This is a genomic window from Neorhizobium phenanthreniclasticum, from assembly GCF_040066075.1.
GTDB classification, from domain to species: domain Bacteria; phylum Pseudomonadota; class Alphaproteobacteria; order Rhizobiales; family Rhizobiaceae; genus Neorhizobium; species Neorhizobium petrolearium.
Genome location: NZ_JBEAAL010000027.1, coordinates 76,974 through 102,018, shown reverse-complemented (window position 1 = coordinate 102,018; position 25,045 = coordinate 76,974). Strand labels below are relative to the sequence as shown.

Below are 25,045 nucleotides of genomic sequence, written 5' to 3'. Positions count from 1 at the left end.
CGCCGGCTTCCGTGGCGACTTGAACCGTGTCGCCGGAAAGCGCGCTGATTTCGGCGGCTGCGGCCTGGCTGCGTTCCGCAAGCTTGCGCACTTCGGACGCGACGACCGCAAAACCTTTGCCATGCTCACCGGCGCGAGCGGCCTCGACTGCGGCATTCAGCGCGAGCAGGTCGGTCTGGCGGGCAATTTCCTGCACGATGGAGATCTTCTCGGCGATCGTGCGCATGGCGCCGACGGCACGATTGACGGCCTGGCCGGAAGCTTCGGCATCCCTGGAGGACTGGCGGGCGATCTTTTCGGTCTGGGCGGCGTTGTCGGCGTTCTGCTTGATGTTGGCGGCCATCTGTTCCATGGACGCGGAGGCCTCTTCGGCCGAGGAAGCCTGTTCGGTCGCGCCTTGCGAGAGCTGCTCGGAGCTCGCCGAAAGTTCCTGGCTGCCGGAGGAGACGTTGTCGGCGGCAGTGAGTGCATCGCCGACCACGCCGCGCAGGCGTTCGATCATCGTATTGACATAACCGAGCAGTTCGCCGATCTCGTCCCTGCTGGTGATCGTCGCAAATTTGGTGAGATCCCCCTCGGCAATGCGCTGTACGGCGGTCACCGCATTGCGCAGGCCTTTGTTGATCGACAATGCGATCCAGATGGCCGCGAGCACGGCGATGACGAAAGCGATACCGGCGACCGAGATCATGATCGTGCGGGTCTGGGCATAGTCGACGTCGGCCTGCGCGTCCGCTTCACTCAGCCGGGATTCCTCAAGGCTGACGACCTGGGTGAGCAGCGCATCGATGTCATTGGTGACGGCGCGGGCTTCGTTGCTCGAAACCCTGAGTGCGCCCGCGGCATCGCCGCCCAGCATCAGGCCGCGGATGCGATCATCCTGCTTTCGGAACTCGGCGGTGAAACCTTCGAGTTTCGCCCAGTTCGCCTTGCCCTGTTCGGTCGCAAGCGCGAAAACCGACTTGAAAGTCTGGTCGAAGGCCCGGCGAGCCTCGTCGCTCTTCGAAATGTAGTCCTGCATTTCGCTGGCGCTTTCCGCCATCAGCAGGTTCTTCTGCTGGCGAATCTGCTGGAGCTGCTCGTTATTGAGCGTCTGCGCGAGCTTGAGGCGTTCGGCGGGGCCCGTGATGACCTGTTCAAGCGTATCGTTGAGACTGCTGAGGCTGAAGATACCGTAAGCGGCCGTCGCCAGTAGCATGATGATGACGAAACCGAACGCCAAAGCCAACTTCAATTTGATCGTCGCGCGCATTTCAAGTCCCTCGTGAAGGTCGTTAGCTGTGGCTGCCCACAGCCGCAGGATGATCGTGTTGAGCAGAGAAAATCGCCTGAAGATTGGGGATGATGATGAATTCGGTTCCCCGTTTGACCAGGCAGTCGATGAAGTCCGGCCGCCAGCGCATGCCGACGCTCGGCGGCGGCTCGCCCGCCGCACGCAGGAGGGTTGTCACTTCGTGCACCTTGTCGGTGCGGATGCCCGCCAGCACCGGCTCCCCGTCGATATCGAGTTCGATGACGATGATCCGGCTGTCGATGGTTGGCTTGGTCGCTTCCATGCCGAATGCGAGCCGGATATCGGCGAGCGGAATGACCTTGCCACGGAAATTGATGACACTGCCGACGAAGGCTTTGGCGCCCGGAACGACGGTCTCCGGCAGGAGATCGAGGATTTCCTGCACGATGAAGGCTTCCAGCGCGAACATCTCGCCGGCGATGTCGAATGTCAGGACTTCCAGCTCGTCGCGGCCGTCCCAAAGGTCTTCTGAAATCTTTCTGGCTGCCTCGTTCATCCTGCCGCGCGCAAATGCGCCTCCTGTTGCTGGCCTTCGGCCACGAGATGGCCGACATCGAGGATCAGCGCCACGTCTCCGTCACCGAGAATGGTGGCGCCCGAGAAGGTCGCGACATCATGGTGCAGTTTCGACATGGCCTTGATGACCGTCTGATGGTCGCCGATGATCTGGTCGACCACCAGTCCCACCCGTTCGGAGCCGGTCGAGATGACGACCACCTTCTGGAAGGGATCCGGCTTCGTGCCGGTGCGGAAGAGATCGCGGAGCCTCAGGAAGGGGACGAGGCTGTCGCGCAGCGAGATGAAGCTGCGGCCGCGTGAGCGCATGTCCTCCTCGATGGAAAGCTCCAGGCATTCCTCGACGGCCGAGAGCGGGATGACATAACGACCGGCGCCGACCCGAACGAGCAGGCCGTCGATGATCGCAAGCGTCAGCGGAATCGCGAGCGAGATTTCGGAACCCTGGCCCGGATGGCTAGCGACGTTGATCGTGCCCCGCAGCGCGTCGATCGTCCGCTTGACCACGTCCATGCCGACGCCGCGGCCGGAAAGGTTGGTGACCTGCTGCGCCGTCGAGAAGCCGGGCTGGAAGATGAGCTGGTAGAGTTCGTTATCGGTGAGGCTGGCGCCGGAAGGAATGAGGCCGGAAGCTTCCGCCTTGGCACGGACGCGGTCCTTGTTGATGCCGCGGCCGTCATCCTTGATGGTGATGATGACCTCGCCGGCCTGCTGGCGGGCGGAAAGCAGGATGCGGCCCGCTTCCGGCTTGCCGGCCGCGCGACGCTCTTCCGGCGTTTCAAGGCCGTGGTCGCAGGAATTGCGCACCAGATGCACCAGCGGATCGGCAAGGCGCTCAATGACGCTCTTGTCGACTTCCGTGCTTTCGCCTTCGGTGATGAGTTCGATCGTCTTGCCCGTCTCGTGCGCGAGGTCATGCACCAGCCGGCGGAAGCGGCTGAACAGGTGCGCCACGGGAACCATGCGCAGCACCATCATCGTGTCGCGCAACTCGCCGGAGAGGCGCTCGACGTCCTCGGAGACGGCGCGGAGCTGGAGATCGCCGCTGCCGCCCGCGAGCTGACTGAGCCGCGACTGGGCGATGACGAGTTCTCCGACCCGGTCCATCAGTTCGTCGAGCTTTTCGGCCGGCACCCGGACGTTTTCGGATGCCTTGTTCGGCTTCGTGTCGGCGGGAGCGGTGAGGGCGGATACCGGCGTTGGCGCGCGCGCTGCGGCTGCCATATCCTGCGTGGCGGCAACCGGCTGTGGCGAGGGAGCGGCTTCCGATCTGACCGGTGCCTTTACGGCGGGGGCCGTAGCCTCGACGGTGGTGATGTCGAGCTGCATCTCGTCCATGACGAAGATGAACACATCTTCGATCGCCGAGCGCGGCTGAGCGGTCAGGAGTTCCACATCCCAGGAAATATGAAGGTCGGTCGGCGTAAGGAGATCGAGCGATGGGATCGCCGAGCGGTCGGCAACGATTTTGCACTCGCCGAGTTCCCGCAGCTCGTCGAGAAGCGGCAGGGGATTGGTGCCGTTCGCCATCGCATTCTGCGGCAGGCTGAAGCGGATATGGAAGAGGGTCTGCGCCGGCGCGGACCCTGCTGCCGGTGCCGATCCCGGTTGCCCGGCGCCTTCGACGGCAGCGCGCAGATTGGCGAGAAGCGCCTCGCTCGCGGCCTCATGGTCGCCGACCGGCGTCTCGACCAGGGCGCGCATGTGGTCCTTGGCTTCGAGGACCGCAGTGACCAGTTCCTGCGTTGCCGGCACCTCGCCCTTGCGGACGCGGTCGAAGGCCGTTTCGCAATGATGGGTGAAAGCGGCGAGCGCATCGAAGCCGAACATGGCTCCCGAGCCCTTCAAGGTATGGAGGCCGCGGAAGACCGCGTCCACCTGGTCCTTGTCGCCGAGGTTTACGTTGAGATCGAGGAGCCCGGCCTCGATCTGTTCCAGAAGCTCGGCTGCTTCCGTTCTGAAAACCGCGATAGGATCGGGAAAGCTCATTTGCCAAGCACCTTTCGGACGATCTTGACCAGGCTTTCCGGATCGAACGGTTTGGTGAGCCAGCCGGTGGCGCCGGCGGCTTTCGCCTGCTGCTTCAGGTCGCTGTCGGACTCCGTCGTCAGGAAGATCACCGGGACGCCCATATGTGCCGGCATCTTGCGCAGCTCGCGGATCATCGTGAGCCCGTCCATGTTCGGCATGTTGAGGTCGGTGACGATCAGATCGAACTGGCCCGCATTGAGCTTGGCGATGCCGTCCATGCCGTCTACGGCTTCGGTGACCTGGTATCCGGCATTGCTGAGGGCGACGCGTGTCGTCAGGCGGATGCTGGCGGAATCATCGACTGTGAGGATGCTGGCGGTCATTGAATTCCCTTTTGATGAAGCCAGAATTTCGCGTCGTCGTCGGACATTCCTTCGAGAACGCCGCTGCGCTGCAGGACATCAAGCGCTGCATTGCTGGCGGGCCGCGCGAGCGCGATGTGTTTTCCGGCCGTGCCGGCATAGATGCGGGCTGCTTCCATGAGCTGGATGAAGCTGATGTCCACCTGGCAATCGTCAGAAAGTTCGATCGTCGTGGATTTATTCTTCTCGATGGATTGAAGTAATTCCTGCTGAACGGAATTGATTGTCCGAACAGTCAAATTCTTCGATAATATAACGCGTTCCTCAATATTGTTAGAAGCGGGCATTTTTACCTCAATACATAATTTCGGGAAAGCTGAAATATTATTCAACTCTGAGCTTCTATCGTTAACGGTACGTTAAGCGACGGTGGCGATTTCTCACGGCATAATAGTGATAGCTCCCGCCTCACCGACAGATCGTCGGGAAAATTAACCACAAGTCGCGAAACCGGACGCCTGTTCTGTCGGAATTAACCCCTCGCCTCTCAGAGTAATTTCCGCGCAGGACGAAACCAGTGCCGGGATTTGCCGGCGCGGGCCTGTCCCAAAACGATCCGGGCGAAGTCATTCGTCATTCATTGAAAAAGGTGAGGTCCCTGCGGGGCCTGAAAGGTGAGGCAGAGTGGCTGTCAGGGCATCCATTTTAAACGTCGCGGAAGACACGGCAGGCGTCCTGCATTTTGCCGACCGGATGGAAACGGCGCGCTCGCGGATAGAAGAGCGCTTTCTGGACGGCGGCGCTGCGCTTCTGGCAATCCTTGATGTACTGAACAAGCTGATCGCCTCTCTAGACCAGTTGACCGGTTCGCTGGATGAAGGAACGGCAAATGCCACGATGGCCGAGCTGAAGAGCACGGTCGACCGGCTGTCGCATCTGACCGAACTTGAGGCCGCTCGCCAGGCCGGTTTCCAGGAAATCGCCTGCGTCGAGCGTAAGCTCGAGCCCGAGATCGAGGAGATGCAGGAGACGCTGCGCTATCTGCGCACCTTTGCCGTGACCGCCAAGATCACCGGCGCCGGCATCGCCGATTTTTCCGGTTTTGCGGAAGAGATTCTGGAACGGATCCAGGAAGGTACGCGACAGGTCAACGATCTCGCCAGCAAGCTCGGCACGCTCGGTCACGGCCTCGGTCCGGTCATGGCCAAGGGAAAGGCGATCCTTGCGAGATATGACGAGAAGATACCGCAAATCGTCGCCGGATTGTCGAATGGTGCAGCGGAGATCGGCCAGCACCGCAAGCTGCTTGTCGAACGCGCCGCCAGGGTGCGCGCCGTTGCCGGTGGTATCCAGACGAAGCTCGCTGCCACGCTTTCGGCCATGCAGGTTGGCGATATTACCCGCCAGCGCATCGAGCATTGTCAGTCCAGCTTCAAGATTCTCTCGGAATATCTGGAGTCGCCCGAAGGAGCGGTACTGCGGACCGAGCAGCGCGAGAGCCTGTCACTGATCATCCGCAAACTCGTGTCGCTGCAGCTCGATCATTCGATTTTAGACTTCGATCGCGATACGGCGAAAATCGTCGCCACCGTTGCAAGCTTTCGTTCCGACCTGTCGGAAATAGAGGCTTTGCGCAAGACGATGACCGATTCCGACAGCGGTGGAAACGACAACGCGATCCGTGAACTCGAAAACGGCGTGGCAACCGCCCGCGGTACCGTGCGGGAAATAGAAGGTGTCGCCCGGGAAGCCGGTGAGCTCAGCCACTCGATTGGTGGCATCGTGCGTGAACTTCTGGATGGTATCGGTGTTGTAAGGGCGGTGCGTACCGACATCCACTATATGGCGCTCAACACCAATCTTCGCTGCGGCAAGATTGGTGAAGAGGGCAAAGCGATCAATGTCGTGACCGTCGAATTGCGCAACTTTGCAGCCCAGCTCGACGAGACGGCCGAGAAGATCCTTGCCGAACTTCAGACACTGGAGGCCGCCTCCAACAAGCTGAATGATGTTCAGGGCGAGGAATGTGAGAGTTCCCTTGACCAGCGCCTGGAGAACGCGCTCGAAAACATCCGCGCCGTCGGCGACCGCATGGATGAGCAGATGTCTGCACTTGGCGAACAGAGCAGGACGGCGGTCGGAGAGATGGATGCCTCGCTGTCACGCCTGAACTTCAATGCCGAACTTGGCGAGGTGCTGCGCGCCTGTGCCGATGATCTCGCGCTCAAGGAAGACGTGGTCGGTCTACCGGGAATCGAAAGGCCCCTGGCCGATCTCGGCAGCCGCATCGCCCGTCTCTATACCATGGTCGCGGAGCGCGAGGTGCATGCCGAGGTGCTTGGTACTGCGCCGCCGGTGGAGGCGCCGGCCGTCGCCACGCTCCTGTCCGACGAGGATATCGAGGACGCGCTGTTCTGAGGCGAGATCCATCGGGCAGCAGGTTTCGACCAGCTGGACCTGCGCGATCCGCCCTTCATCGAAAAACGAATTAAGGTCCTGTCGGATCGCGTTCCGTATTATGATAAACTGCAGTTCGAGCCTTGACCTTTGGCCGCGTCTCGGTCATTTGGACCGCCTTGCTTGAGGTAGCGCTCGGTCGGGACGAACCCCGGCAGCGTTCTATAAAGAGAAACAAGATGACCAAAGCCACATCCTCGGCGCCCTCCCAGCGCATGCTTCGCGTTGGCGAACAGGTCCGCGCCGCCATAACCCAGGTCCTGCAGCGCGGCGAAGTGCGCGACGACCTGATCGAAAGGACGGTGATTTCCGTCTCCGAAGTGCGCATGTCGCCGGACCTGAAGATCGCCACAGCCTATGTGACACCCCTTGGCCTGCCCGATCATGCGGCCGTTATCGATGCCCTCAACCGTCATGCGAAATTCATCCGTGGCCGGTTGGGCGGCCAGCTCCGGCAGATGAAATACATGCCGGAAGTGCGCTTTCGCGACGATACCAGCTTCGACAATTATAAGAAAATCGATGATCTGCTCCGTTCACCCGAGGTCCAGCGGGACCTTGACGGTGATGACGAAGACAAGAAGTAGCCAAGAAAAAGCATGTCCAAACCACGTAAACCCAAGGGCCGGCCGGTTTCCGGCTGGCTGATCCTCGACAAGCCGGTGGATTTCGGCTCGACCGAAGCCGTTTCCAAGATCAAGTGGCTGTTCAATGCCCAGAAAGCGGGCCATGCCGGCACGCTCGACCCGCTTGCCTCCGGCATGCTGCCGATCGCGCTCGGCGACGCGACCAAGACGGTTCCCTATGTCATGGACGGGCGTAAGATCTATGAATTTGCCGTGACCTGGGGCGAGGAGCGTTCGACCGATGATCTGGAAGGCGAGGTGACCGCCACATCCGACACGCGTCCGACGGAGCAGGCGATCCGCGATCTCCTGCCGAAATATACAGGCCTGATTACGCAAGTTCCCCCACAGTTTTCGGCGATCAAGATCGCCGGCGAACGCGCCTATGATCTTGCCCGCGATGGCGAGACGGTGGAAATCCCTTCCCGCGAGGTGGAAATTTTTCGCCTGACGCTGCTTGGGGTTGCGGCCGACAAGGCGCATTTCGAGGTGGAATGCGGCAAGGGCACCTACGTTCGGGCACTGGCCCGCGACTTTGGCCGCGAGCTCGGCTGCTACGGTCATATCTCCGAGCTTCGCCGTACCTTCGTGGCGCCGTTTGCCGAGGACCGCATGGTGCCGCTCGCCGATCTCGTGGCGCTGGAACAGATCGAGGACCGTGACGAGCGGCTCGCTGCGCTTGATGAATTCCTCATCGATACGGCGGAGGCGCTCTCCAACCTGCCACACTTGTCGATGACCGACGATCAGGCGCATCGGCTGAAGATGGGAAATCCGGTGATTCTGCGGGGACGCGACGCTCCGGTGGCTGAGACCGAGGCCTATGCAACGGCGCGCGGAAAACTGATTGCCATCGGCGAGATCGGCCAGGGGGAATTCCGCCCGAAGCGGGTATTCGGCTGAACTGACCCAGACCGGGGAAGGGATCGGGCCGTGCGGGTCCGATCCCGTACTGCCATCTTTTCGAAAAGTTCGTATTGTTTAAAGTCGATTGTAACGCCTGGTCGCCAGCCGGATACGAAGCGGCGAGCTGGCTCATGCCTTTGCCGGCCTCAAGACAGAGGAGGAGCTGATGGCCATCGACAAACGCGCAGCGCAGCATCCGGACCTTGCCGGTCCGAGCATGTTCAGCCGAGATCCGCAGGATCTCGCTGAAGCGGCGGACGACTTCGGCCATGTCGTGCAGAGGCGCCCACAGGCCGTGCTCAAGGCCGCATCGGTTGCCGATATTGCTGACCTCGTTCGCTGGGCTGCGAGCCGCGGATTGAAGGTCGCTGCCAGAGGGCAGGGCCATTCGACCTATGGCCGGGCGGCGGTGGACGGTGGAATCGTCATTGAGATGAAGGCGATCAACACGATCCACTATGTCCAGCCGGATCATATGGTCGTCGATGCAGGAGCGACGTGGAGCGCCGTTCTCGATGCGGCGCTGGCGTACGGACTTACGCCGCCGGTTCTTCCAAACTATCTTGAATTGTCTGTGGGCGGCACGCTTGCCGTCGGTGGAATTGGCGGGACGACATTTCGCCATGGCATGCAGACCGACAACGTCCTTGCATTGAATGTGGTGACGGGTGACGGTCGTGAACTGACCTGTTCCGAAGACGTGAATCCCGATCTTTTCGATGCCGTTCGTGCGGGATTGGGCCAGTGCGGAATCATCACGCGAGCCACGTTGCGCCTGATGCGCGCTCCCGAGCGGGTTCGCCGTTTCCACCTGTTTTATTCCGACTTGCGTTCCCTGACCGCGGATCAGCGGACTGCCCTCGCGGATGGCCGCTTCGACTATCTGCAAGGCGCGGTTCTTCCTGACGGCGCCGGCACCTGGCAATACCAGCTCGAAGGAGTCGTCTTCTACGATGGCGCTGCGGTTCCCGATGACAAAGCCGTCCTTGCCGGGTTGTCGGATCAGCGCAGTGCAGCGGACATTTCCGATGTCAGCTATTCCGAGGATGTCAGAGCATTCGCACGCCTTGAAAACCTGCTCCGGTCCAACGGCCAATGGTTCAATCCACACCCCTGGCTGCTGACCTTCCTTCCCGGCTCCTGCGCGGAACAGATCGCCAGCGACATTTTGAACGGATTGACCAACGAGGATGTCGGCCCCTTCGGACGGATCACCTTCTATCCCTTGCTCACAGGGGCGCTGCGCACTCCTCTGCTCCGGTTGCCGGATGAGAGCGTCGTCTTTCCATTCAATTTGGTCCGCATCCCCACATCGAGCGGAGCTGTTGAAGCGGAGCAACTGGTCGCCAGGAATCGCATGCTTTATGAGCATATTCGCGATGCAGGTGGGATCTTGTACCCCGTCAGTGCCCTTCCCATGTCGCGGGACGATTGGAGAAGCCATTTCGGGCCGAAATGGTCGTTCCTGGACGGGGCAAAGCGGCGCTATGATCCGCTTGGCGCATTCGCCCCCGGTTATGAATTGTTCTGACTGCAGCCGATACGTCGCCGGGAAGGACGCGATCGACTGCCATTCGGCCTCCGAAAACATCGGCTCTTCCAATCCAGACATGAATGGTTTATAGGCACCGCCAGCATGAAGGGCGCTCCAAGCGCTACTTTTGCTTTTCACGGCCAAGGCTGGACGACATCCCGGCTTTTGGCGTCCCTAATTCCTCTTCAATAGAAAGGATCGTCCGATGTCGATCACTGCCGAGCGCAAGGCTGAGCTTATCAAGGAATACGCCACCTCCGAGGGCGACACCGGTTCCCCGGAAGTACAGGTCGCGATCCTCACGGAGCGCATCAACAATCTGACCGAACACTTCAAGGACCACAAGAAGGACAACCATTCCCGCCGTGGTCTTCTGACGCTGGTTTCGAGCCGCCGCTCGCTTCTTGACTACCTCAAGAAGAAGGACGAAGCGCGCTACACCAAGCTGATCGGCAGCCTGGGTATCCGCCGCTAAGAAATCCTCCGGCGGGCCTGGAAACAGTGCCCGCCGGTTGTCTTTTCGGGCTTTGCCCGATGAAATACTCAAGCCGCGCACCAGATTGACGCGGTACGAGGCGACGGCGGACCCGGATGGGCCGGATCTGCCAACCAACCGTTGACCTGTCATGGGGCAGGATTGCCGGATGCTTTCGGCCGAAGTCCATAGTGGCTTTGGCCAAGTTTCTCCAAAAGGGAAACTGTCGCTGCAAAGCCTCCCGTTGTCTTGCCCATGATGCGTCACATTGATTGCGGTTGATCATGCGCTGCGCCGGATGTTGCGATGCGCATGTTTCCGCATTGAAGGACAAGACATGTTCAATACTCACTCTGTCGAAATCGAATGGGCAGGTCGCCCGCTGAAGCTGGAAACCGGCAAGATCGCCCGCCAGGCTGACGGCGCAGTCCTCGCGACCTATGGCGAGACCGTGGTTCTCGCGACCGTCGTTTCCGCCAAGGCACCGAAGCCGGGCCAGGATTTCTTCCCTCTCACCGTCAACTATCAGGAAAAGACCTACGCCGCTGGCAAGATCCCCGGCGGCTATTTCAAGCGTGAAGGCCGTCCGAGCGAGAATGAAACCCTGGTTTCCCGCCTGATCGACCGCCCGATCCGCCCGCTCTTCCCGGAAGGCTACAAGAACGATACGCAGGTCGTCGTGACCGTCGTTCAGCACGACCTCGAAAACAACCCGGACGTACTCTCCATGGTGGCGACCTCCGCGGCCCTGACGCTTTCCGGCATCCCGTTCATGGGCCCGATCGGCGGCGCCCGCGTCGGTTACATCAACGGTGAATACGTTCTGAACCCGCATCTCGACGAGATGGACGAGTCGAGCCTCGACCTTGTCGTCGCCGGCACGTCCGATGCCGTTCTGATGGTCGAATCGGAAGCCAAGGAACTTAACGAAGAAGTCATGCTCGGGGCCGTCATGTTCGGCCATCGCGGTTTCCAGCCGGTCATCGACGCGATCATCAAACTCGCCGAAGTTGCCGCCAAGGAACCCCGCGACTTCCAGCCGGAAGACTATTCCGAACTTGAAGCCGAAATGCTGCAGCACTTCGAGGCCGAACTGCGCGAAGCCTACAAGATCACCCAGAAGGCCGACCGCTATGCCGCCGTCGACGCCGTCAAGGCGAAGGTCAAGGCCCACTTCCTGCCTGAAGGCGCCGCGGAACTGAAGTACACGGCTGAAGAGGTTGGCGCGATCTTCAAGCACCTGCAGGCCAAGATCGTCCGCTGGAACATTCTCGATACCAAGAGCCGCATCGATGGCCGCGATCTCGAGACGGTCCGCCCGATCGTCGCCGAAGTCGGCCTCCTGCCGCGTACCCATGGGTCGGCTCTCTTCACCCGCGGCGAGACGCAGGCGATCGTCGTCGCGACCCTCGGAACCGGCGAAGACGAGCAGTATGTCGACAGCCTGACGGGCATGTACAAGGAGCAGTTCATGCTCCATTACAACTTCCCGCCCTATTCGGTCGGCGAAACGGGCCGCATGGGTTCTCCGGGCCGCCGTGAAATCGGCCATGGCAAGCTTGCCTGGCGCGCCATCCATCCGATGCTGCCGACGCCCGAGCAGTTCCCGTACACGCTGCGCGTTGTCTCCGAGATCACCGAGTCCAACGGCTCGTCCTCGATGGCGACCGTCTGCGGCACCTCGCTCGCACTGATGGATGCCGGCGTTCCGCTCGCCAAGCCGGTTGCCGGTATCGCCATGGGCCTCATCCTCGAAGGCGACCGTTTCGCGGTCCTCTCCGACATCCTGGGTGACGAAGACCATCTCGGCGACATGGACTTCAAGGTCGCCGGAACGGAAAACGGCATCACCTCGCTGCAGATGGACATCAAGATCGCCGGCATCACCGAAGAGATCATGAAGGTCGCGCTCAGCCAGGCCCAGGGCGGCCGCAAGCACATCCTCGGCGAGATGGCCAAGGCCATCACCGAGAGCCGCGGCCAGCTCGGCGAATTCGCCCCGCGCATCGAAGTGATGAACATCCCGGTCGACAAGATCCGTGAAGTCATCGGCTCCGGCGGCAAGGTCATCCGCGAAATCGTCGAAAAGACCGGCGCGAAGATCAACATCGAAGACGACGGCACCGTGAAGATCGCCTCGTCCTCGGGCAAGGAAATCGAAGCTGCCCGCAAGTGGATCCACTCGATCGTTGCCGAGCCGGAGGTCGGCCAGATCTACGAGGGCACGGTCGTCAAGACTGCCGATTTCGGTGCGTTCGTGAACTTCTTCGGCGCCCGCGACGGCCTCGTTCACATCTCGCAGCTTGCCGTTGATCGGGTCGCCAAGACGACCGATGTCGTCAAGGAAGGCGACAAGGTCTGGGTCAAGCTGATGGGCTTCGATGAACGTGGCAAGGTTCGCCTGTCGATGAAGGTTGTCGACCAGGCGACGGGCCAGGAACTCCCGCAGGAGAAGAAGGAAAAGAAGGCTGACGGCGAAGCCGCCGAGTAAGCTTCCTTCCGCTCAGGAAAAAATCGAGGCGCGGAAGCTCTTCCGCGCCTTTTCTGTATCCGATATCCGGGAATTGCCGAGAGAACCGACATGAGCCGCGACGCCTTGAAAACCCTGTTCCATCCCTTCGCAACTGAAGCCGTGCCCATGCCGGGCGAGGGCGCGCGCGTGATTTTTCTCGGCGCGGAAGCCGGCAATGCCCTGCCGGAGGGGTTTGGCGCCCAAATCACTGCCGTGCAGCCGTTCCGGCCGCTCTTCCGAGCCCTGGGAGAAGGCGCGGTTCCGGAGCCGGAGGGTGAGAATTACGACGGGGCGCTGGTGCTCTGCGGCAAGCATCGCAGCGAAAACGAGGATCGCGTGGCAGAAGCCCTGCAACGCGTGAAGCCAGGCGGCGTCATCGTCATTGCCGGCAGCAAGGAGGATGGCATCCAGCCGCTCCGCAACACGCTGCTGAAGCTCGGGCTGCAAATCGACTACACGCCGAAATACCATGGCGTCGCGATCTGGCTTGCCCGTCCGCAGAGTGCCGATGCCGCGATCACGGCCCTGAAGAAAATGCCGGCGACGGTCGAGGATCGCTTCGAGGCGGCACCCGGCATGTTCTCCCACGATCGTGTCGATGCAGGCTCGGAACTGCTGGCCGGCCGCTTGCCGACGGATTTCGACGGCAATGCCGCCGATTTCGGCGCCGGCTGGGGTTATCTCTCCGTGATGCTGGCGGCGAGATCGCCGCGCCTGAACCGCATCGATCTCTACGAGGCTGATCACAGGGCGCTGGAATTCGCCAAACACAACCTCGCGCGCAACTGCCCGAACCTCAACGCCCGCTTCTATTGGCAGGATCTCGGCGGCGAGCCGGTGAAGGAGAAATACGACCTTGTCGTCATGAATCCGCCGTTCCATGAAGCGCAGGCGGCCGATCCGGAGCTCGGCAAGGCGATGATCCGCAGTGCCGCATCGGCGCTGAAGCTTGGCGGCCGGCTGATGCTGGTCGCCAATCGCGGCCTGCCCTATGAACCGGTTCTCGCATCGGAATTCCGCGAGCATGGCGAAACCTGCCGCAACGCCCGCTTCAAGGTTCTCTGGGCGAAGAAATAAACGCAAAAAAAGACCCCGCCGATGCCGGCAGGGTCTTTTTATTGATAGACCGAAAATCCGAAAGCCCTATTCCGCATCCGCCTTGCGCAGTTTGTCGAGCGTCGGAAGCGACGTGATGCTGTAGCCGGCGTCGACGTAGTGAACTTCACCGGTGACACCGCGGGAGAGATCGGACAGAAGATAGAGGGCTGAGCCACCGATATCCTCGATGGTCGCTGTGCGGCGTAGCGGCGCGTTCTGCTGGTTCCAAGAATAGATGGCGCGCGCATCGGAAATTCCGGCACCCGCCAGCGTCCGGACAGGGCCGGCCGAGATCGTGTTGACGCGGATGTCGCGCGGGCCGTAATCGGCAGCAAGATAGCGAACCGATGCTTCGAGAGCCGCCTTGGCGACGCCCATGACATTGTAGTTCGGGATGACGCGCTGGGACCCGTTATAGGTCAGTGTCAGCATCGAGCCGCCATTCGGCATCAATTCGGCGGCACGCTTGGCGACTTCGGTGAACGAGAAGCAGGAAATGATCATGGTGCGGCTGAAGTTTTCACGCGTCGTGTCGGCGTAAAGACCCTTGAGCTCGTTCTTGTCGGAAAAGCCGATGGCGTGGACGAGGAAATCCAGCGTGCCCCAGCGCTCCTTGATCGCCGCGAAGGTGGCATCGACCGAGGCGATATCCTCGACATCGCACGGGACGACGAAATCAGAGCCGAGTTCGGCGGCAAGCGGCTTCACGCGCTTGCCGAGAGCTTCGCCCTGATATGTGAAGGCGAGTTCCGCGCCCTGTGCGGCAACCGCCTTGGATATCCCCCAGGCGATCGAGTGATTGTTGGCGACCCCCATGATCAGGCCGCGTTTCCCCTGCATGATTCCCGTCATGGAATTATCCATTATAGCGCTGGAAGACGAGCGTGGCGTTGGTGCCGCCGAACCCGAATGAATTGGAAAGAGCAATGTCGATTTTGGCATTGTCGATGCGCTTGCGCACGATCGGCACGCCCTCGAACTCCGGATCCAGGTTTTCGATATGGGCGCTTTCGCCGATGAAGCCTTCCTGCATCATCAGAAGGCTGTAGATCGATTCCTGCGCGCCGGCGGCGCCGAGCGAATGCCCGGTGAGCGACTTGGTCGACTGGACATGGGGGATCTTGTCGCCGAAGACTTCGCGGATCGCGCCGATCTCCTTGCTATCGCCCACCGGCGTCGAGGTGCCGTGGGTGTTGATATAGTCCACGTCGCCCTTCACGGTCGCAAGCGCCTGCCGCATGCACCGCACCGCGCCTTCGCCCGACGGCGCGACCATGTCGTAGCCGTCCGAGGTTGCGCCGTAACCGACAAGTTCGGCATAGATCTTCGCCCCGCGGGCCTTTGCGTGTTCCAGCTCCTCCAGGACCAGAACGCCCGCGCCGCCGGCGATGACGAAGCCGTCGCGGTCGACGTCATAGGCGCGCGAGGCGCTTTCCGGCCGGTTGTTGAACTTGGTCGTCATGGCGCCCATGGCGTCGAACAGGTTCGACATGGTCCAGTCGAGGTCCTCGTGGCCGCCGGCGAACATCACGTCCTGCTTGCCCCATTGGATCATCTCCGCCGCATTGCCGATGCAGTGCGCGGAGGTGGAGCAGGCGGACGAGATCGAATAGTTCACGCCGTGAATCTTGAACCAGGTGGCAAGCGTGGCGGATGCCGTCGAGGACATGGCCTTCGGCACGGCAAAGGGGCCGATGCGCTTGGGGCTGTTGTTCTTGATGGTGATTTCGGCCGCCTCGATCAGCGTCCGGGTGGACGGGCCACCCGATCCCATGATGATGCCGGTGCGTTCGTTTTCGCCGATATCCTTGTCTTCCAGGCCGGAATCGGCGATCGCCTGTTTCATGGCCACATGGTTCCAGGCGCCTCCCTGGGAAAGGAAGCGCATGGCGCGGCGATCGACGAGGTCCGTCGGATCAAGCGTCGGTCTGCCCCAGACCTGGCACTTGAAGCCATGCTCGGCAAAATCGGGGGAGAATGAAATGCCGGATTTCGCCTGGCGCAACGATTCGGTGACTTCGGCGGCATCGCTCCCGATCGAGGATACGATACCGAGACCCGTGACAACTACCCGTCTCATCTCATCAAAACCTTTTCTCTCTGTTTTGCCTTGGCGCGAGGCCTGTGTCAGGCCGCCTTTTCCTGGAACAGGCCGACCCTCAGATCGCTGGCGCGGTAGATCACCTCGCCGTCCGCCTTCATCCAGCCGTCGGCAATTCCGAGCACGAGACGGCCGCGCATGACGCGTTTGAAGTCGATGCCATATTCCACCAGCTTGGTTGAGGGAGTAACCATGCCGGTGAACTTCACTTCGCCGGTAGATATGGCGCGCCCCTTGCCGGGTTCGCCGAGCCAGCCAAGATAAAAGCCGGTCAACTGCCACATGGCGTCGAGCCCGAGGCAGCCCGGCATGACGGGGTCACCTTCGAAATGGCAGGGGAAGAACCAGAGATCCGGCGTTATGTCGAACTCAGCACGGATGAAACCCTTGTCGCTGGGGCCGCCGGTTTCCGATATCTCGGTGATGCGGTGGAACATCAGCATGGGCGGCAGCGGCAGCTGCGCATTGCCCGGGCCGAACATCTGGCCATGGGCGCAGGTGAGGATTTCTTCGTAAGAGAAGCTGGACTGTCTGGTTACCATAAATTTCCGTTTCCCCCGTTGAACCTTCTGTTTCAGAACCACTATTGCAAGTTCGGTCCAAATTGAAGTCTGACGATGACCTTTCACTTTGCCCTGGGGATAGCCAAGCGTGGGAACATTCGTCTGTTTAGGTCCGCATATAGGAAGCTATGGGCGCAAACCAGAGGCTTGTGAGGGAATTTGCGCGTTTTTGCCGATCTCCCGGCCGGTATCCTCCGGAAACTATTGAAAGTGCTGGCCGTAAAAGTTATATGCGAAAGTCAAGATACCTGACATGCGCGTGAACGGTGGGAGCTGACAGGCAATATGGCAGAAGCCATGATCGATATCGAGACGAGACTGCGCCATTGCGGCCTGCGTCCGACGCGACAGCGCGTCGCGCTTGCCGATCTGTTATTCGCCAAGGGTGACCGTCATCTGACAGTCGAGGAACTGCACGAGGAAGCGGCTGCGGCCGGCGTCCTCGTCTCGCTGGCAACCGTCTACAACACGCTGCATCAGTTCACCGAGGCCGGTCTTATTCGCGTCCTCGCGGTCGAAAGCACCAAGACTTACTTCGACACCAATATCTCCGATCATCATCACTTCTTCGTGGAAGGCCGCAACGAGGTGCTCGATATTCCGGTCAGCAATCTGGAAATCGGCAATCTCCCCGAAGCGCCGGAAGGCATGGAAGTTGCTCATGTGGATGTGATCATCCGCCTGCGCGAAAAGAAGTCCTGATACGGGTTATTTCGTCTTTTTCCCTTTGATTGCTTCGTCCGGAGGACGGCCGGGCCGGGGCTTGTAACGTGGCAAGGTCCAGCCGTAATGGATGGCGCCGCCGCGCAGCGCGAAGGCGATGGCCACGCCGAGGCCGGAGCTGGCATAAAGAGGCAGGCCAAATGCGTCAGCAGCGGTAAAGCCGCCGGCGCCGGCAAGTGCAGCGGTGATATAGATTTCCGGCCGAAGCAGGACGGAAGGTTCGTTGGCAAGCAGGTCACGCAGGATGCCACCGAAGGTGGCGGTCAATGTGCCGGCGACGATTGCGATCGTTGGCGATCCTGTGGCGGCGAGCCCTTTTGCCGCTCCCAGCACGCTGTAGGCGGCAAGCCCGATCGCATCGAGCCAGATCAGCAGACGATAGCGCCATTCCACCCGGTGCGCCGTGCTGAACAGAAAAGCGCCCACAATCACGCATATCAGGATATAAGTCGGATCGAGAACCCAGAAGACCGGCATGCGGTCGAGGATGATGTCCCGCAGCGTGCCGCCCCCAAGCCCGGTAACGGCGGCGAAGAACAGGAAGCCGATCAGATCGAGCTCTTTTCGCGAGGCGGCAAGCGCGCCTGTCGCCGCGAAAAGCGCGATGCCGGCATAGTCGAGAATCATCAGCAAGGACATGCAAATTCCCCAGCGTTGCGGCCCGTGTGGTCAGCGTCGCGCAAGTGCTCCTCCTTAGCATAATCACCGGCGATCGCACCCGTCACCGGTGCGCGTGCGCCGTGAACAGATGAATTTGCGGAGGTGATCCCGTGAAAAGGTTCCTGATCGTATGGGTCCGGGTTGTTGTGCTGATCCTGGTGCCGACCCTTGCCTTCGCGCAGCAGCAGCTCATCAGCGATCCGGAGATCTACGAGAAGGATCACTTCCGGAGCGAGTGCAAGATGGCGCAGTTCGAACCGGACTTCATCGAACGGTTCGACATCAACAACGATGGGATCATCGATCTGGTCTCCGACCACAGTAAATTGGTCTGCGACGGAAAAAGAGGGCCGGGCTGCAACAGCGATGGCTGCCCCTATAACTTCTATCTGCAAGCCAGGGAGGGCGGTTATTTCATGATCGCCACGGCACAAATCTACAGCTATGACTTCGTCAAATATTTCGGCAACATGGTGTTTTTGCTGAAGATGCATCCGCGCTTCTGCGACCGCACCGATGCGGTGCCCTGCGAGATGCGCGTGCGCGTGCGCGGCGGTCGCTTCGTCACGATCTCCAAGAAGTGATCACTGCGGAAACACATCGCCGATGCGTCCGGTCAGATAATAGGCCGTCAGGCTCATCCATTCCCGTGCAGCGGTGGTGGTGAGCTGGGCGTTGAGCGAAGGCTGGGTGAAGTCCAGCGACAGGCCGGCAATGCCGCTCGTCCGATAATCCACCGGCCAGGGCATGACCTGAATTCCTGCCTTGCGGAACAGGCCGACCGAACGCGGCATGTGATAGGCCGATGTGATCAACAGGCAGTTTTCGAGCCCCCGGCTCTTCAGGAGTTCGGCGGTATTGACCGTGTTCTCATAGGTTGTCCGGGACGTATTCTCCTTCACGAGCCGGTCGGCCGGGATGCCGAAAGCGGAGAAGAACCGTTCCGAAGCTTCTGCCTCCCCCTCATAGACACCGCTGATGGAGCCGTCGCCGCCGGAAATCAGGATGCGCGCCTGCGGATGGCGCAAGGCGAGCCGCAAGGTCTCGACAAAGCGATCGGCTGCCTGGTTGAATTCCATGCCGCCGCGGCTGGTCGTCACCTCGGTCTCAAGCGCGCCGCCGAGCACGATCATGCAGGTGAGATCGGCAGGCTCCTGCCGGGGTTTCGGAAACCGCGCCTCCAGGATCTGCAGCGCAGCGGTGCCTGTCGTCGTGTAGAGCGTGACGAACAGCACGAGGGCTGCGAGAAGCGAGAATGTGCCCGCGAGCTTTGGCCGGCCGGCAAAGGCCAGCAGGGTTGCAAGCGCAGCCAGGCCGAAGGCGATCGACAAGGGCTGCGCCGCCAGCCAGAAGAATTTGGAAATCAGGAACATCGGCACATCTTATGGCGGCGGGCCGGCTCGCCCGTCAAGAGCGGCGCCTGGCCGACACCATCGGCTGCTGGTGAAAATGGAGATGCAGGGGGCGGGGCATGAGCACCGTTGTCAGGGCGATCGCCACGGTCAGCATGGCGACGATCCAGAGCGCGTGGTTACCGACATATTTCGTCAGCAGGGCGCCCGTCACTGCGCCGCAGGCCATGCCCGTCCAGGGCACCGTCTGGATCAGCCAGCCGGCGGGGTTGCGGTCGCCAACGAGCCATCGGCCGATGCCCCGGCCGAAGCGGGAAAGCGCCCCGGTGACATAGGTGAGGCCGATCGGCAATCCCTCGATATGTTCTACCGTCGCATTGATCATGCCCATGGAAAGCACGACCAGATAGAATTGCAGCCGCGGGAAACTTGTCTCGGGCAGCACCGACGCGGTAGCCAGGATGATTGCGACGCCAGACAGCACCACGAAAGTGCGGCGGGCCGAGACGGTATGCGCCAGCACGATACCGAATGCATTGCCGGCGATGAAGACCCAAAGCGCGCAGAAGAGGATGAGCGCATGGGAATAGTTGCCGTCCGCGAAGGAGAGCGCGGCGCGCGTGGTGTTGCCGGTCATGAACGACACGAAGTCGCCGGAAAGAAGCAGGCCGATCGCATCCGTCATACCGGCGACGAAGGAAATTGCCGCGACAAGCGCAAGGCCTGTGATTGTCCGTCTTCGTTTGATGATGTGGCGTCGTCTGGTTCTGGACATGGAGGCCCTCTCGCCTCGAAAGCAGGAGTGAACCCATGCCGGATGGTGTTACCCGGCATGGTCGTGGACAAATTGAAAAATCGCAAATCTGCCCGGTGCGTCAGCTCAGTCGCAAGCGAAGCCAGGCTTCGATACCCTTTGCTGCGGCGCGGCCCGTGGCGAAACAGGCGGTCAGTAGATAACCACCAGTCGGGGCCTCCCAATCAAGCATCTCGCCTGCGACAAAAAGACCCGGTAGGGGCTTCAGCATGTAGTTTTCATCAAGATTGCTCCACGCGATGCCGCCCGCTGAGGATATGGCCTCGGCAATCGGACGCGGTCGGACGAGCGGAATGGGCAGGGCCTTGATGAATAGGGCCAGTTCTTTTGGCGCCATGCGGTTCGCTTCCGGCGCGAGCTCACGCACCAGGGCGGCCTTCACGCCTTCGAGCCCTGCGCCCTTGCGTAGCCGGTTGGAGAAGCTCATTTTGGAATTAAGCCGGGCAAGGTCCATGGTCAGGCGCTCGGCCGAACGTCCGGGTGCCAGGTCGACCGTCAGCGCGGCATGGCTCTCCCGTTCGAGGCGGTCGCGCAGTGCTGCTGCGTGAGCATAGACAAGGCTGCCTTCTATCCCATGCCTGGAAATGATAAACTCACCTTGTATCGTGCCGGCATCGGATGATGCGGAAACGGATTTCAGCGGCACACCGGCAAAACGCTCTCGAAACGGCTCGCTCCAAGCGACGTCGAACCCGCAATTGGCGGGCTGGAAAGCGGCGACCGTAACGCCTTTCTGCCCGAGCCAGGGCAGCCAGGCCGCATCGGACCCGAGGCGCGGCCAGCTTGCGCCGCCGAGCGCCAGCAGCAACGCATCCGGGCGGATCACCGTCACTCCTTCCGGGGTTTCGAAGCGATAGCCGTCGTCCGCAAAGCCTGTCCAGCGGTGCCGCGTCTTCAATTGGACGCCCTGCGCTTCCAGGCGCCTTATCCAGGCGCGCAGAAGCGGCGAGGCCTTCATGACCTTGGGAAAGACACGGCCGGACGTGCCGACGAAGGTCTCTGTGCCAAGGCCGAGCGCCCAGGCCCGGATATCGACCGGCTTGAAGGCTTCAAGGGCAGGCCGCAGGCGAGCGGACGCCGCGCCGAAACGCTCCGCGAACCGCGAAAAATCCTCCGAATGGGTGATGTTGAGCCCGGACTTGCCGGCCAGCAGGAATTTCCGGCAGAAGGTCGGCATGGCATCATAAACAGTCACAGCATAATGGGCGGCGGAAAGAACTTCCGCCGCCATCAGCCCTGCCGGTCCGCCGCCGATAATCGCGATCTGTTTCGTCATCCCTTGCGGGTTAGGACAAATCAATCCGCTTTGCCATAGCCCCCGGCGGTCGGCGTGACGACGATCACCGCTTCGCCGGCCTCGATCACCGTCTGGTCGCAGCCGGCGAGCTCTTCCATCGTTCCGTCGAGGCGCCGCACCAGGGTCTGGCCGAGTTCGCCGGCCTCGCCGCCGTCAAGCCCGTGCGGCCGGATCGTCCGGTGTGAGGAAAGCATGGCGCAATCCATTCTCTCCAGGAAGCGGATGGTGCGCTTCGTGCCGTTGCCGGCGGAAAACCTGCCCTTGCCGCCGGAATCCGGCCGGATGTGGAAGTCTTCGAGCAGCACCGGATAGCGGGTTTCCAGGATTTCCGGATCGGTGAGGCGCGAATTGGTCATGTGCACATGCACGGCGTCCGTGCCGGCAAACCCGGTGCCGTCGTTGAAGCGGCCGGCGGGCGAGCCGGAGCACAGCGTCTCGTAATACTGGTAGGTCGCATTGCCGAAGGTGAGGTTGTTCATCGTGCCCTGGCTCGCGGCCATCGCTCCCAGTGCGCCGAAGAGCGCATTGGTGACGTGCTGGCTGGTTTCCACATTGCCGGCGACGACGGCGGCCGGATATTGCGGTTTCAGCATCGAGCCTTCCGGCACGACGATGCGGATCGGCCTGAGGCAGCCGGCATTCATCGGGATCGCGCTCTCCACCATCACCCGGAAGACATAGAGCACGGCGGCGCGCGTCACCGGCTCCGGGGCGTTGAAATTGTTCTTTTTCTGCGGGCTGGTGCCGGTGAAATCGACGGTCGCTTCGCGCTTGTCCCGGTTCACCGTGACCTTGACCTTGATGACGCTGCCCTGGTCGGTCGCATAGGAGAACTCCGCGTCGCTGAGCTTTGCGACGACCCGGCGGACACTTTCTTCCGCATTGTCCTGCACATGGCCCATATAGGCTTTGACCACGTCGAGGCCGAATTGCGCGATCATCTTGCGCATCTCATGCACGCCCTTTTCGTTGGCTGCGATCTGGGCGCGCAGGTCCGCGACGTTCTGGGCGACGTTGCGGGCGGGGTAGGGGTGGTCGGAGAGGAGCCTGGTGATGCCCGCCTCGTCGAAGCGGCCACGGTCGACCAGGAGAACGTTGTCGAAGAGAACGCCTTCCTCGTCCACCGTCGTCGCCAGCGGCGTCATTGAGCCCGGCGCCGTTCCGCCGACATCCGCATGGTGGCCGCGCGAAGCGACGTAGAAGAGAATCTTCGGTTCTTTGTTCCCTGTCGCGCCTTCGGCGCTCCCCGCCTCTTGCGCCTTCTCGTCAAAAACCGGCGTGACGACGGTGATATCCGGCAGATGCGTGCCGCCGTTATAGGGCGCGTTGAGGGCGAAGACGTCGCCAGGGCGGATTTTTCCCTTGTTTGCAGCGATCACCGTCTCGACGGATCGGTCCATGGAGCCGAGATGCACCGGCATGTGTGGGGCGTTTGCGACCAGCGCGCCGTTTTCGTCGAAGACGGCGCAGGAGAAGTCGAGCCGTTCCTTGATATTGACCGAGGAGGCGGTGTTCTGCAGCGTGACGCCCATCTGCTCGGCGATCGACATGAAGAGGTTGTTGAACACTTCGAGCAGCACCGGATCGGCTTGCGTACCGATCGGCAAGGCGCGGGAAAGCGCCGCGACGCGCTTCAGGACGACATGGTTCAATTTGGTGATCTCGAAGGCCCAGCCATCTTCGACGACGATCGTCTGGTGCGGCTCCACGACGAGGCAGGGGCCGTTCGCTTTGGCGCCCGACTTGATGTCGGATCGGCGATAGACGGGAGCCTCACGCCATGCACCGCCCGAAAAGAATCTCGTCTTCTCGCTCGCGGTCGGCATGGAGCTTTCGAGTGAAAATTCCGGCTCGGCGGAAGAGGCGCCGCCGCCGATCGCTTCCACTTCATAGGCTTCGAAAATGATCTCGCGATTCTCGAAGATGAAGCCGAATTGCTTCTTGTGCGCCGTCTCGAAAGCGGCGACCATCGCGGTCGCTCCATCGAGAGTTACGGCCAAGGTCGTATCCGTGCCCTGATAGCGTAGATGGGCGCGATGCAGCACGTCCGTTTCGGAGCGAGCGACGCCCTGCGAGGCCATTTCCTCGAGCACGCTTGTCGTAAGTTCCTCGCGGATCGGAGAAAGCGTTTCGAGCGCTGCGGAAAGCCCGAGCGAAATCGTCCGCTGGCGGGTGGCGCGTATATCGGCAAGCCCCATGCCATAGGCGGAAAGGATGCCGGAGAAGGGGTGGATCAGAACGGTGGAAATGCCGAGCGCGTCGGCCGTCAGGCAGGCATGCTGGCCGCCGGCGCCGCCAAAGCAGGTCAGCACATAGTGGGTGACGTCGTAGCCGCGCTGGACGCTGATCTTCTTGACCGCATTCGCCATGTTCTCGACCGCGATCGACAGGAAACCGTCGGCCACTTCCTCCGGCGAGCGGCCATCGCCAATCACCTTGGCCATCTCCTCGAAGGCGGCGCGCACTGCGTCGGCGTCGAGCGGCTGGTCGCGGTTCGGCCCGAAGATCGCCGGGAAGAGTTTGGGTGAAAGCTTGCCGAGCATGACGTTCGCGTCGGTGACGGTGAGCGGCCCACCGCGCCGATAGGCCTTGGGGCCGGGATTGGCGCCCGCCGAATCCGGCCCGACGCGGAAGCGGCCGCTCTCGAAATGCAGGATCGAGCCGCCGCCGGCCGCGACCGTATGGATCGACATCATCGGCGCGCGCATGCGCACGCCGGCCACTTCCGTCTCGAAGGAGCGTTCGAGCTCTCCGTCATAATGCGAGACGTCGGTGGACGTGCCGCCCATGTCGAAGCCGACCATGCGCTCGAAACCGGCAAGCCGCGAGGTTTCGACTGCGCCGACCACGCCGCCGGCAGGACCGGAGAGGATCGCATCCTTGCCCTGGAAGAGCCGGGCGGCAGTCAACCCGCCGGAGGATTGCATGAACATGAGCTGCGGGCCGGTTTCCTCGTTGGCGCCAAGCTCGCCCGCCACCTGGTCGACATAACGGCGCAGGATCGGCGACAGATAGGCATCGACCACCGTCGTATCGCCGCGCCCGACCAGCTTGATGAGCGGCGAGACCTCGTGACTGACGGAAACCTGGGTGAAGCCGATCTCGCGGGCGATCCGTGCGGCAAGCTGTTCGTGAGCCGGGTAACGATAGGCGTGCATGAAGACGATCGCGACGGCGCGGAAACCGGCGTCGAATTGGCCCTGTAATTCGGCGCGGATCGCGCCTTCCTCCGGCTCCGCTTCGACGAGGCCGTCGGCACGGACGCGTTCGTCGACCTCGACGACGGCCGAATAGAGCAGTTCAGGTTTGATGATCTTCTTTGCAAAGATGTCGGCGCGGGCCTGGTAGCCGATCGCCAGGGCATCGCGGAAGCCGCGCGTGGTGACGAGCAGGGTCTGTTCGCCCTTGCGTTCGAGCAGCGCATTGGTGGCGACGGTGGTGCCCATCTTCACCGCGCCGATCACCTCCGAGGGGATCGGAACGCCGGCCGGAATACCCAGGAGCTCGCGGATACCCTGCACGGCTGCGTCGTGATAGGCCTCAGGATTTTCCGATAGCACCTTGTGGGCGATCAGCGATCCGTCAGGTCTGCGCCCGACAATGTCGGTGAAGGTGCCGCCGCGGTCGATCCAGAAGTCCCACTTGCCATCGGCCATGTTCTGCCCCTCGTTGAAAGCTTGATCTGCAATAACGAAAACATTTCGTCGATAAAACGTCAATGATTAGTTGACAGGAAAATATCTTTTGAAGCATCATGCCTTTCCAACAGGCAAGGAAGCCAGCA

22 protein-coding genes are annotated in these 25,045 nt (G+C 61.5%); 9 read left to right on the top strand and 13 right to left on the bottom strand.

Features of this window, described 5'->3' with window-relative positions; translation table 11 throughout:
* The 5 genes from ABK249_RS26760 to ABK249_RS26740 form a co-directional block, all read right to left on the bottom strand.
* The coding region (locus ABK249_RS26760; protein WP_348864548.1) for a methyl-accepting chemotaxis protein at positions 1-1,252 on the bottom strand (1,252 nt) is incomplete at its 3' end.
* A gap of 22 nt (positions 1,253-1,274) precedes the next feature.
* On the bottom strand, positions 1,275-1,790 hold the full coding sequence (locus tag ABK249_RS26755) for a chemotaxis protein CheW (RefSeq protein WP_037151847.1): 516 nt from the start codon (positions 1,788-1,790) through the stop codon (positions 1,275-1,277).
* The gene (locus tag ABK249_RS26750; protein ID WP_037151844.1) at positions 1,787-3,799 is read right to left on the bottom strand and encodes a chemotaxis protein CheA; all 2,013 of its coding nucleotides are present in this window, start codon (positions 3,797-3,799) and stop codon (positions 1,787-1,789) included. The genes ABK249_RS26755 and ABK249_RS26750 overlap by 4 nt, the downstream gene beginning before the upstream one ends.
* Positions 3,796-4,164: a response regulator gene (locus ABK249_RS26745; protein WP_037151841.1), complete on the bottom strand. Its 369-nt coding sequence runs from the start codon at positions 4,162-4,164 to the stop codon at positions 3,796-3,798. Before ABK249_RS26745 ends, ABK249_RS26750 begins: the two co-directional genes overlap by 4 nt.
* A complete protein-coding gene (locus ABK249_RS26740) occupies positions 4,161-4,535 on the bottom strand; it encodes an STAS domain-containing protein (RefSeq protein WP_152601137.1) in 375 nt (124 codons plus the stop codon). The genes ABK249_RS26745 and ABK249_RS26740 overlap by 4 nt, the downstream gene beginning before the upstream one ends.
* 292 nt (positions 4,536-4,827) lie before the next feature.
* Between ABK249_RS26740 and ABK249_RS26735 the strand changes: the two genes are divergently transcribed.
* The 7 genes from ABK249_RS26735 to ABK249_RS26705 all read left to right on the top strand — a co-directional run bounded on the left by ABK249_RS26735 (position 4,828) and on the right by ABK249_RS26705 (position 13,730).
* The gene (locus ABK249_RS26735; RefSeq protein ID WP_037151838.1) at positions 4,828-6,561 is read left to right on the top strand and encodes a type VII secretion target; all 1,734 of its coding nucleotides are present in this window, start codon (positions 4,828-4,830) and stop codon (positions 6,559-6,561) included.
* A gap of 218 nt (positions 6,562-6,779) precedes the next feature.
* Positions 6,780-7,187, top strand: a complete 408-nt coding sequence (gene rbfA / locus ABK249_RS26730; protein WP_227704833.1) for a 30S ribosome-binding factor RbfA — start codon at positions 6,780-6,782, stop codon at positions 7,185-7,187.
* A 12-nt stretch (positions 7,188-7,199) separates the two neighbouring features.
* Positions 7,200-8,129, top strand: coding sequence for a tRNA pseudouridine(55) synthase TruB (gene truB / locus ABK249_RS26725; protein ID WP_037151833.1), 930 nt, complete (start codon positions 7,200-7,202; stop codon positions 8,127-8,129).
* A gap of 169 nt (positions 8,130-8,298) precedes the next feature.
* Positions 8,299-9,663 carry an FAD-binding protein gene (locus tag ABK249_RS26720; protein ID WP_348864546.1) on the top strand — a complete coding sequence of 455 codons (1,365 nt, stop codon included), beginning with the start codon at positions 8,299-8,301 and terminating at the stop codon, positions 9,661-9,663.
* A 208-nt stretch (positions 9,664-9,871) separates the two neighbouring features.
* Positions 9,872-10,141 carry a 30S ribosomal protein S15 gene (gene rpsO / locus ABK249_RS26715; RefSeq protein WP_037151827.1) on the top strand — a complete coding sequence of 90 codons (270 nt, stop codon included), beginning with the start codon at positions 9,872-9,874 and terminating at the stop codon, positions 10,139-10,141.
* Positions 10,142-10,478: 337 nt separating this feature from the next.
* On the top strand, positions 10,479-12,632 hold the full coding sequence (pnp, locus tag ABK249_RS26710; protein ID WP_227704835.1) for a polyribonucleotide nucleotidyltransferase: 2,154 nt from the start codon (positions 10,479-10,481) through the stop codon (positions 12,630-12,632).
* Between the two features lie 90 nt (positions 12,633-12,722).
* On the top strand, positions 12,723-13,730 hold the full coding sequence (locus tag ABK249_RS26705; RefSeq protein WP_227704836.1) for a class I SAM-dependent methyltransferase: 1,008 nt from the start codon (positions 12,723-12,725) through the stop codon (positions 13,728-13,730).
* A gap of 66 nt (positions 13,731-13,796) precedes the next feature.
* On the opposite strand, the gene fabI is transcribed toward ABK249_RS26705, so the two are convergent.
* From fabI to fabA, 3 genes are read right to left on the bottom strand one after another with little or no spacing between them, the layout of a single operon-like run.
* A complete protein-coding gene (gene fabI, locus ABK249_RS26700) occupies positions 13,797-14,603 on the bottom strand; it encodes an enoyl-ACP reductase FabI (protein WP_227704837.1) in 807 nt (268 codons plus the stop codon).
* Positions 14,604-14,607: 4 nt separating this feature from the next.
* Entirely contained in the window at positions 14,608-15,831 is a 1,224-nt protein-coding gene (fabB, locus tag ABK249_RS26695) for a beta-ketoacyl-ACP synthase I (protein WP_227704838.1), read from the bottom strand.
* Between the two features lie 47 nt (positions 15,832-15,878).
* Positions 15,879-16,394 carry a 3-hydroxyacyl-[acyl-carrier-protein] dehydratase FabA gene (fabA, locus tag ABK249_RS26690; protein WP_348864545.1) on the bottom strand — a complete coding sequence of 172 codons (516 nt, stop codon included), beginning with the start codon at positions 16,392-16,394 and terminating at the stop codon, positions 15,879-15,881.
* A gap of 306 nt (positions 16,395-16,700) precedes the next feature.
* Between fabA and irrA the strand changes: the two genes are divergently transcribed.
* Positions 16,701-17,117, top strand: a complete 417-nt coding sequence (gene irrA / locus ABK249_RS26685; RefSeq protein WP_227704840.1) for an iron response transcriptional regulator IrrA — start codon at positions 16,701-16,703, stop codon at positions 17,115-17,117.
* Positions 17,118-17,123: 6 nt separating this feature from the next.
* Here the strand turns inward: irrA and ABK249_RS26680 are convergent, their stop codons facing one another.
* Positions 17,124-17,777, bottom strand: coding sequence for a trimeric intracellular cation channel family protein (locus ABK249_RS26680; protein ID WP_348864544.1), 654 nt, complete (start codon positions 17,775-17,777; stop codon positions 17,124-17,126).
* A 131-nt stretch (positions 17,778-17,908) separates the two neighbouring features.
* Between ABK249_RS26680 and ABK249_RS26675 the strand changes: the two genes are divergently transcribed.
* Positions 17,909-18,382, top strand: a complete 474-nt coding sequence (locus tag ABK249_RS26675; RefSeq protein WP_348864543.1) for a hypothetical protein — start codon at positions 17,909-17,911, stop codon at positions 18,380-18,382.
* On the opposite strand, the gene ABK249_RS26670 is transcribed toward ABK249_RS26675, so the two are convergent.
* The 4 genes from ABK249_RS26670 to ABK249_RS26655 all read right to left on the bottom strand — a co-directional run bounded on the left by ABK249_RS26670 (position 18,383) and on the right by ABK249_RS26655 (position 24,917).
* Positions 18,383-19,171 (bottom strand): YdcF family protein, encoded by a 789-nt coding sequence (locus ABK249_RS26670; RefSeq protein ID WP_227704842.1) that lies wholly within the window; start codon positions 19,169-19,171, stop codon positions 18,383-18,385. It abuts the gene before it with no gap.
* 34 nt (positions 19,172-19,205) lie between these two features.
* Entirely contained in the window at positions 19,206-19,925 is a 720-nt protein-coding gene (locus ABK249_RS26665; protein WP_348864542.1) for a YoaK family protein, read from the bottom strand.
* Positions 19,926-20,025: 100 nt separating this feature from the next.
* The gene (locus tag ABK249_RS26660) at positions 20,026-21,240 is read right to left on the bottom strand and encodes a TIGR03862 family flavoprotein (protein WP_348864541.1); all 1,215 of its coding nucleotides are present in this window, start codon (positions 21,238-21,240) and stop codon (positions 20,026-20,028) included.
* A gap of 20 nt (positions 21,241-21,260) precedes the next feature.
* Complete coding sequence (locus ABK249_RS26655) at positions 21,261-24,917, bottom strand: hydantoinase B/oxoprolinase family protein (RefSeq protein ID WP_348864540.1); 3,657 nt, start codon at positions 24,915-24,917, stop codon at positions 21,261-21,263.
* Positions 24,918-25,045: the final 128 nt, after the last annotated feature.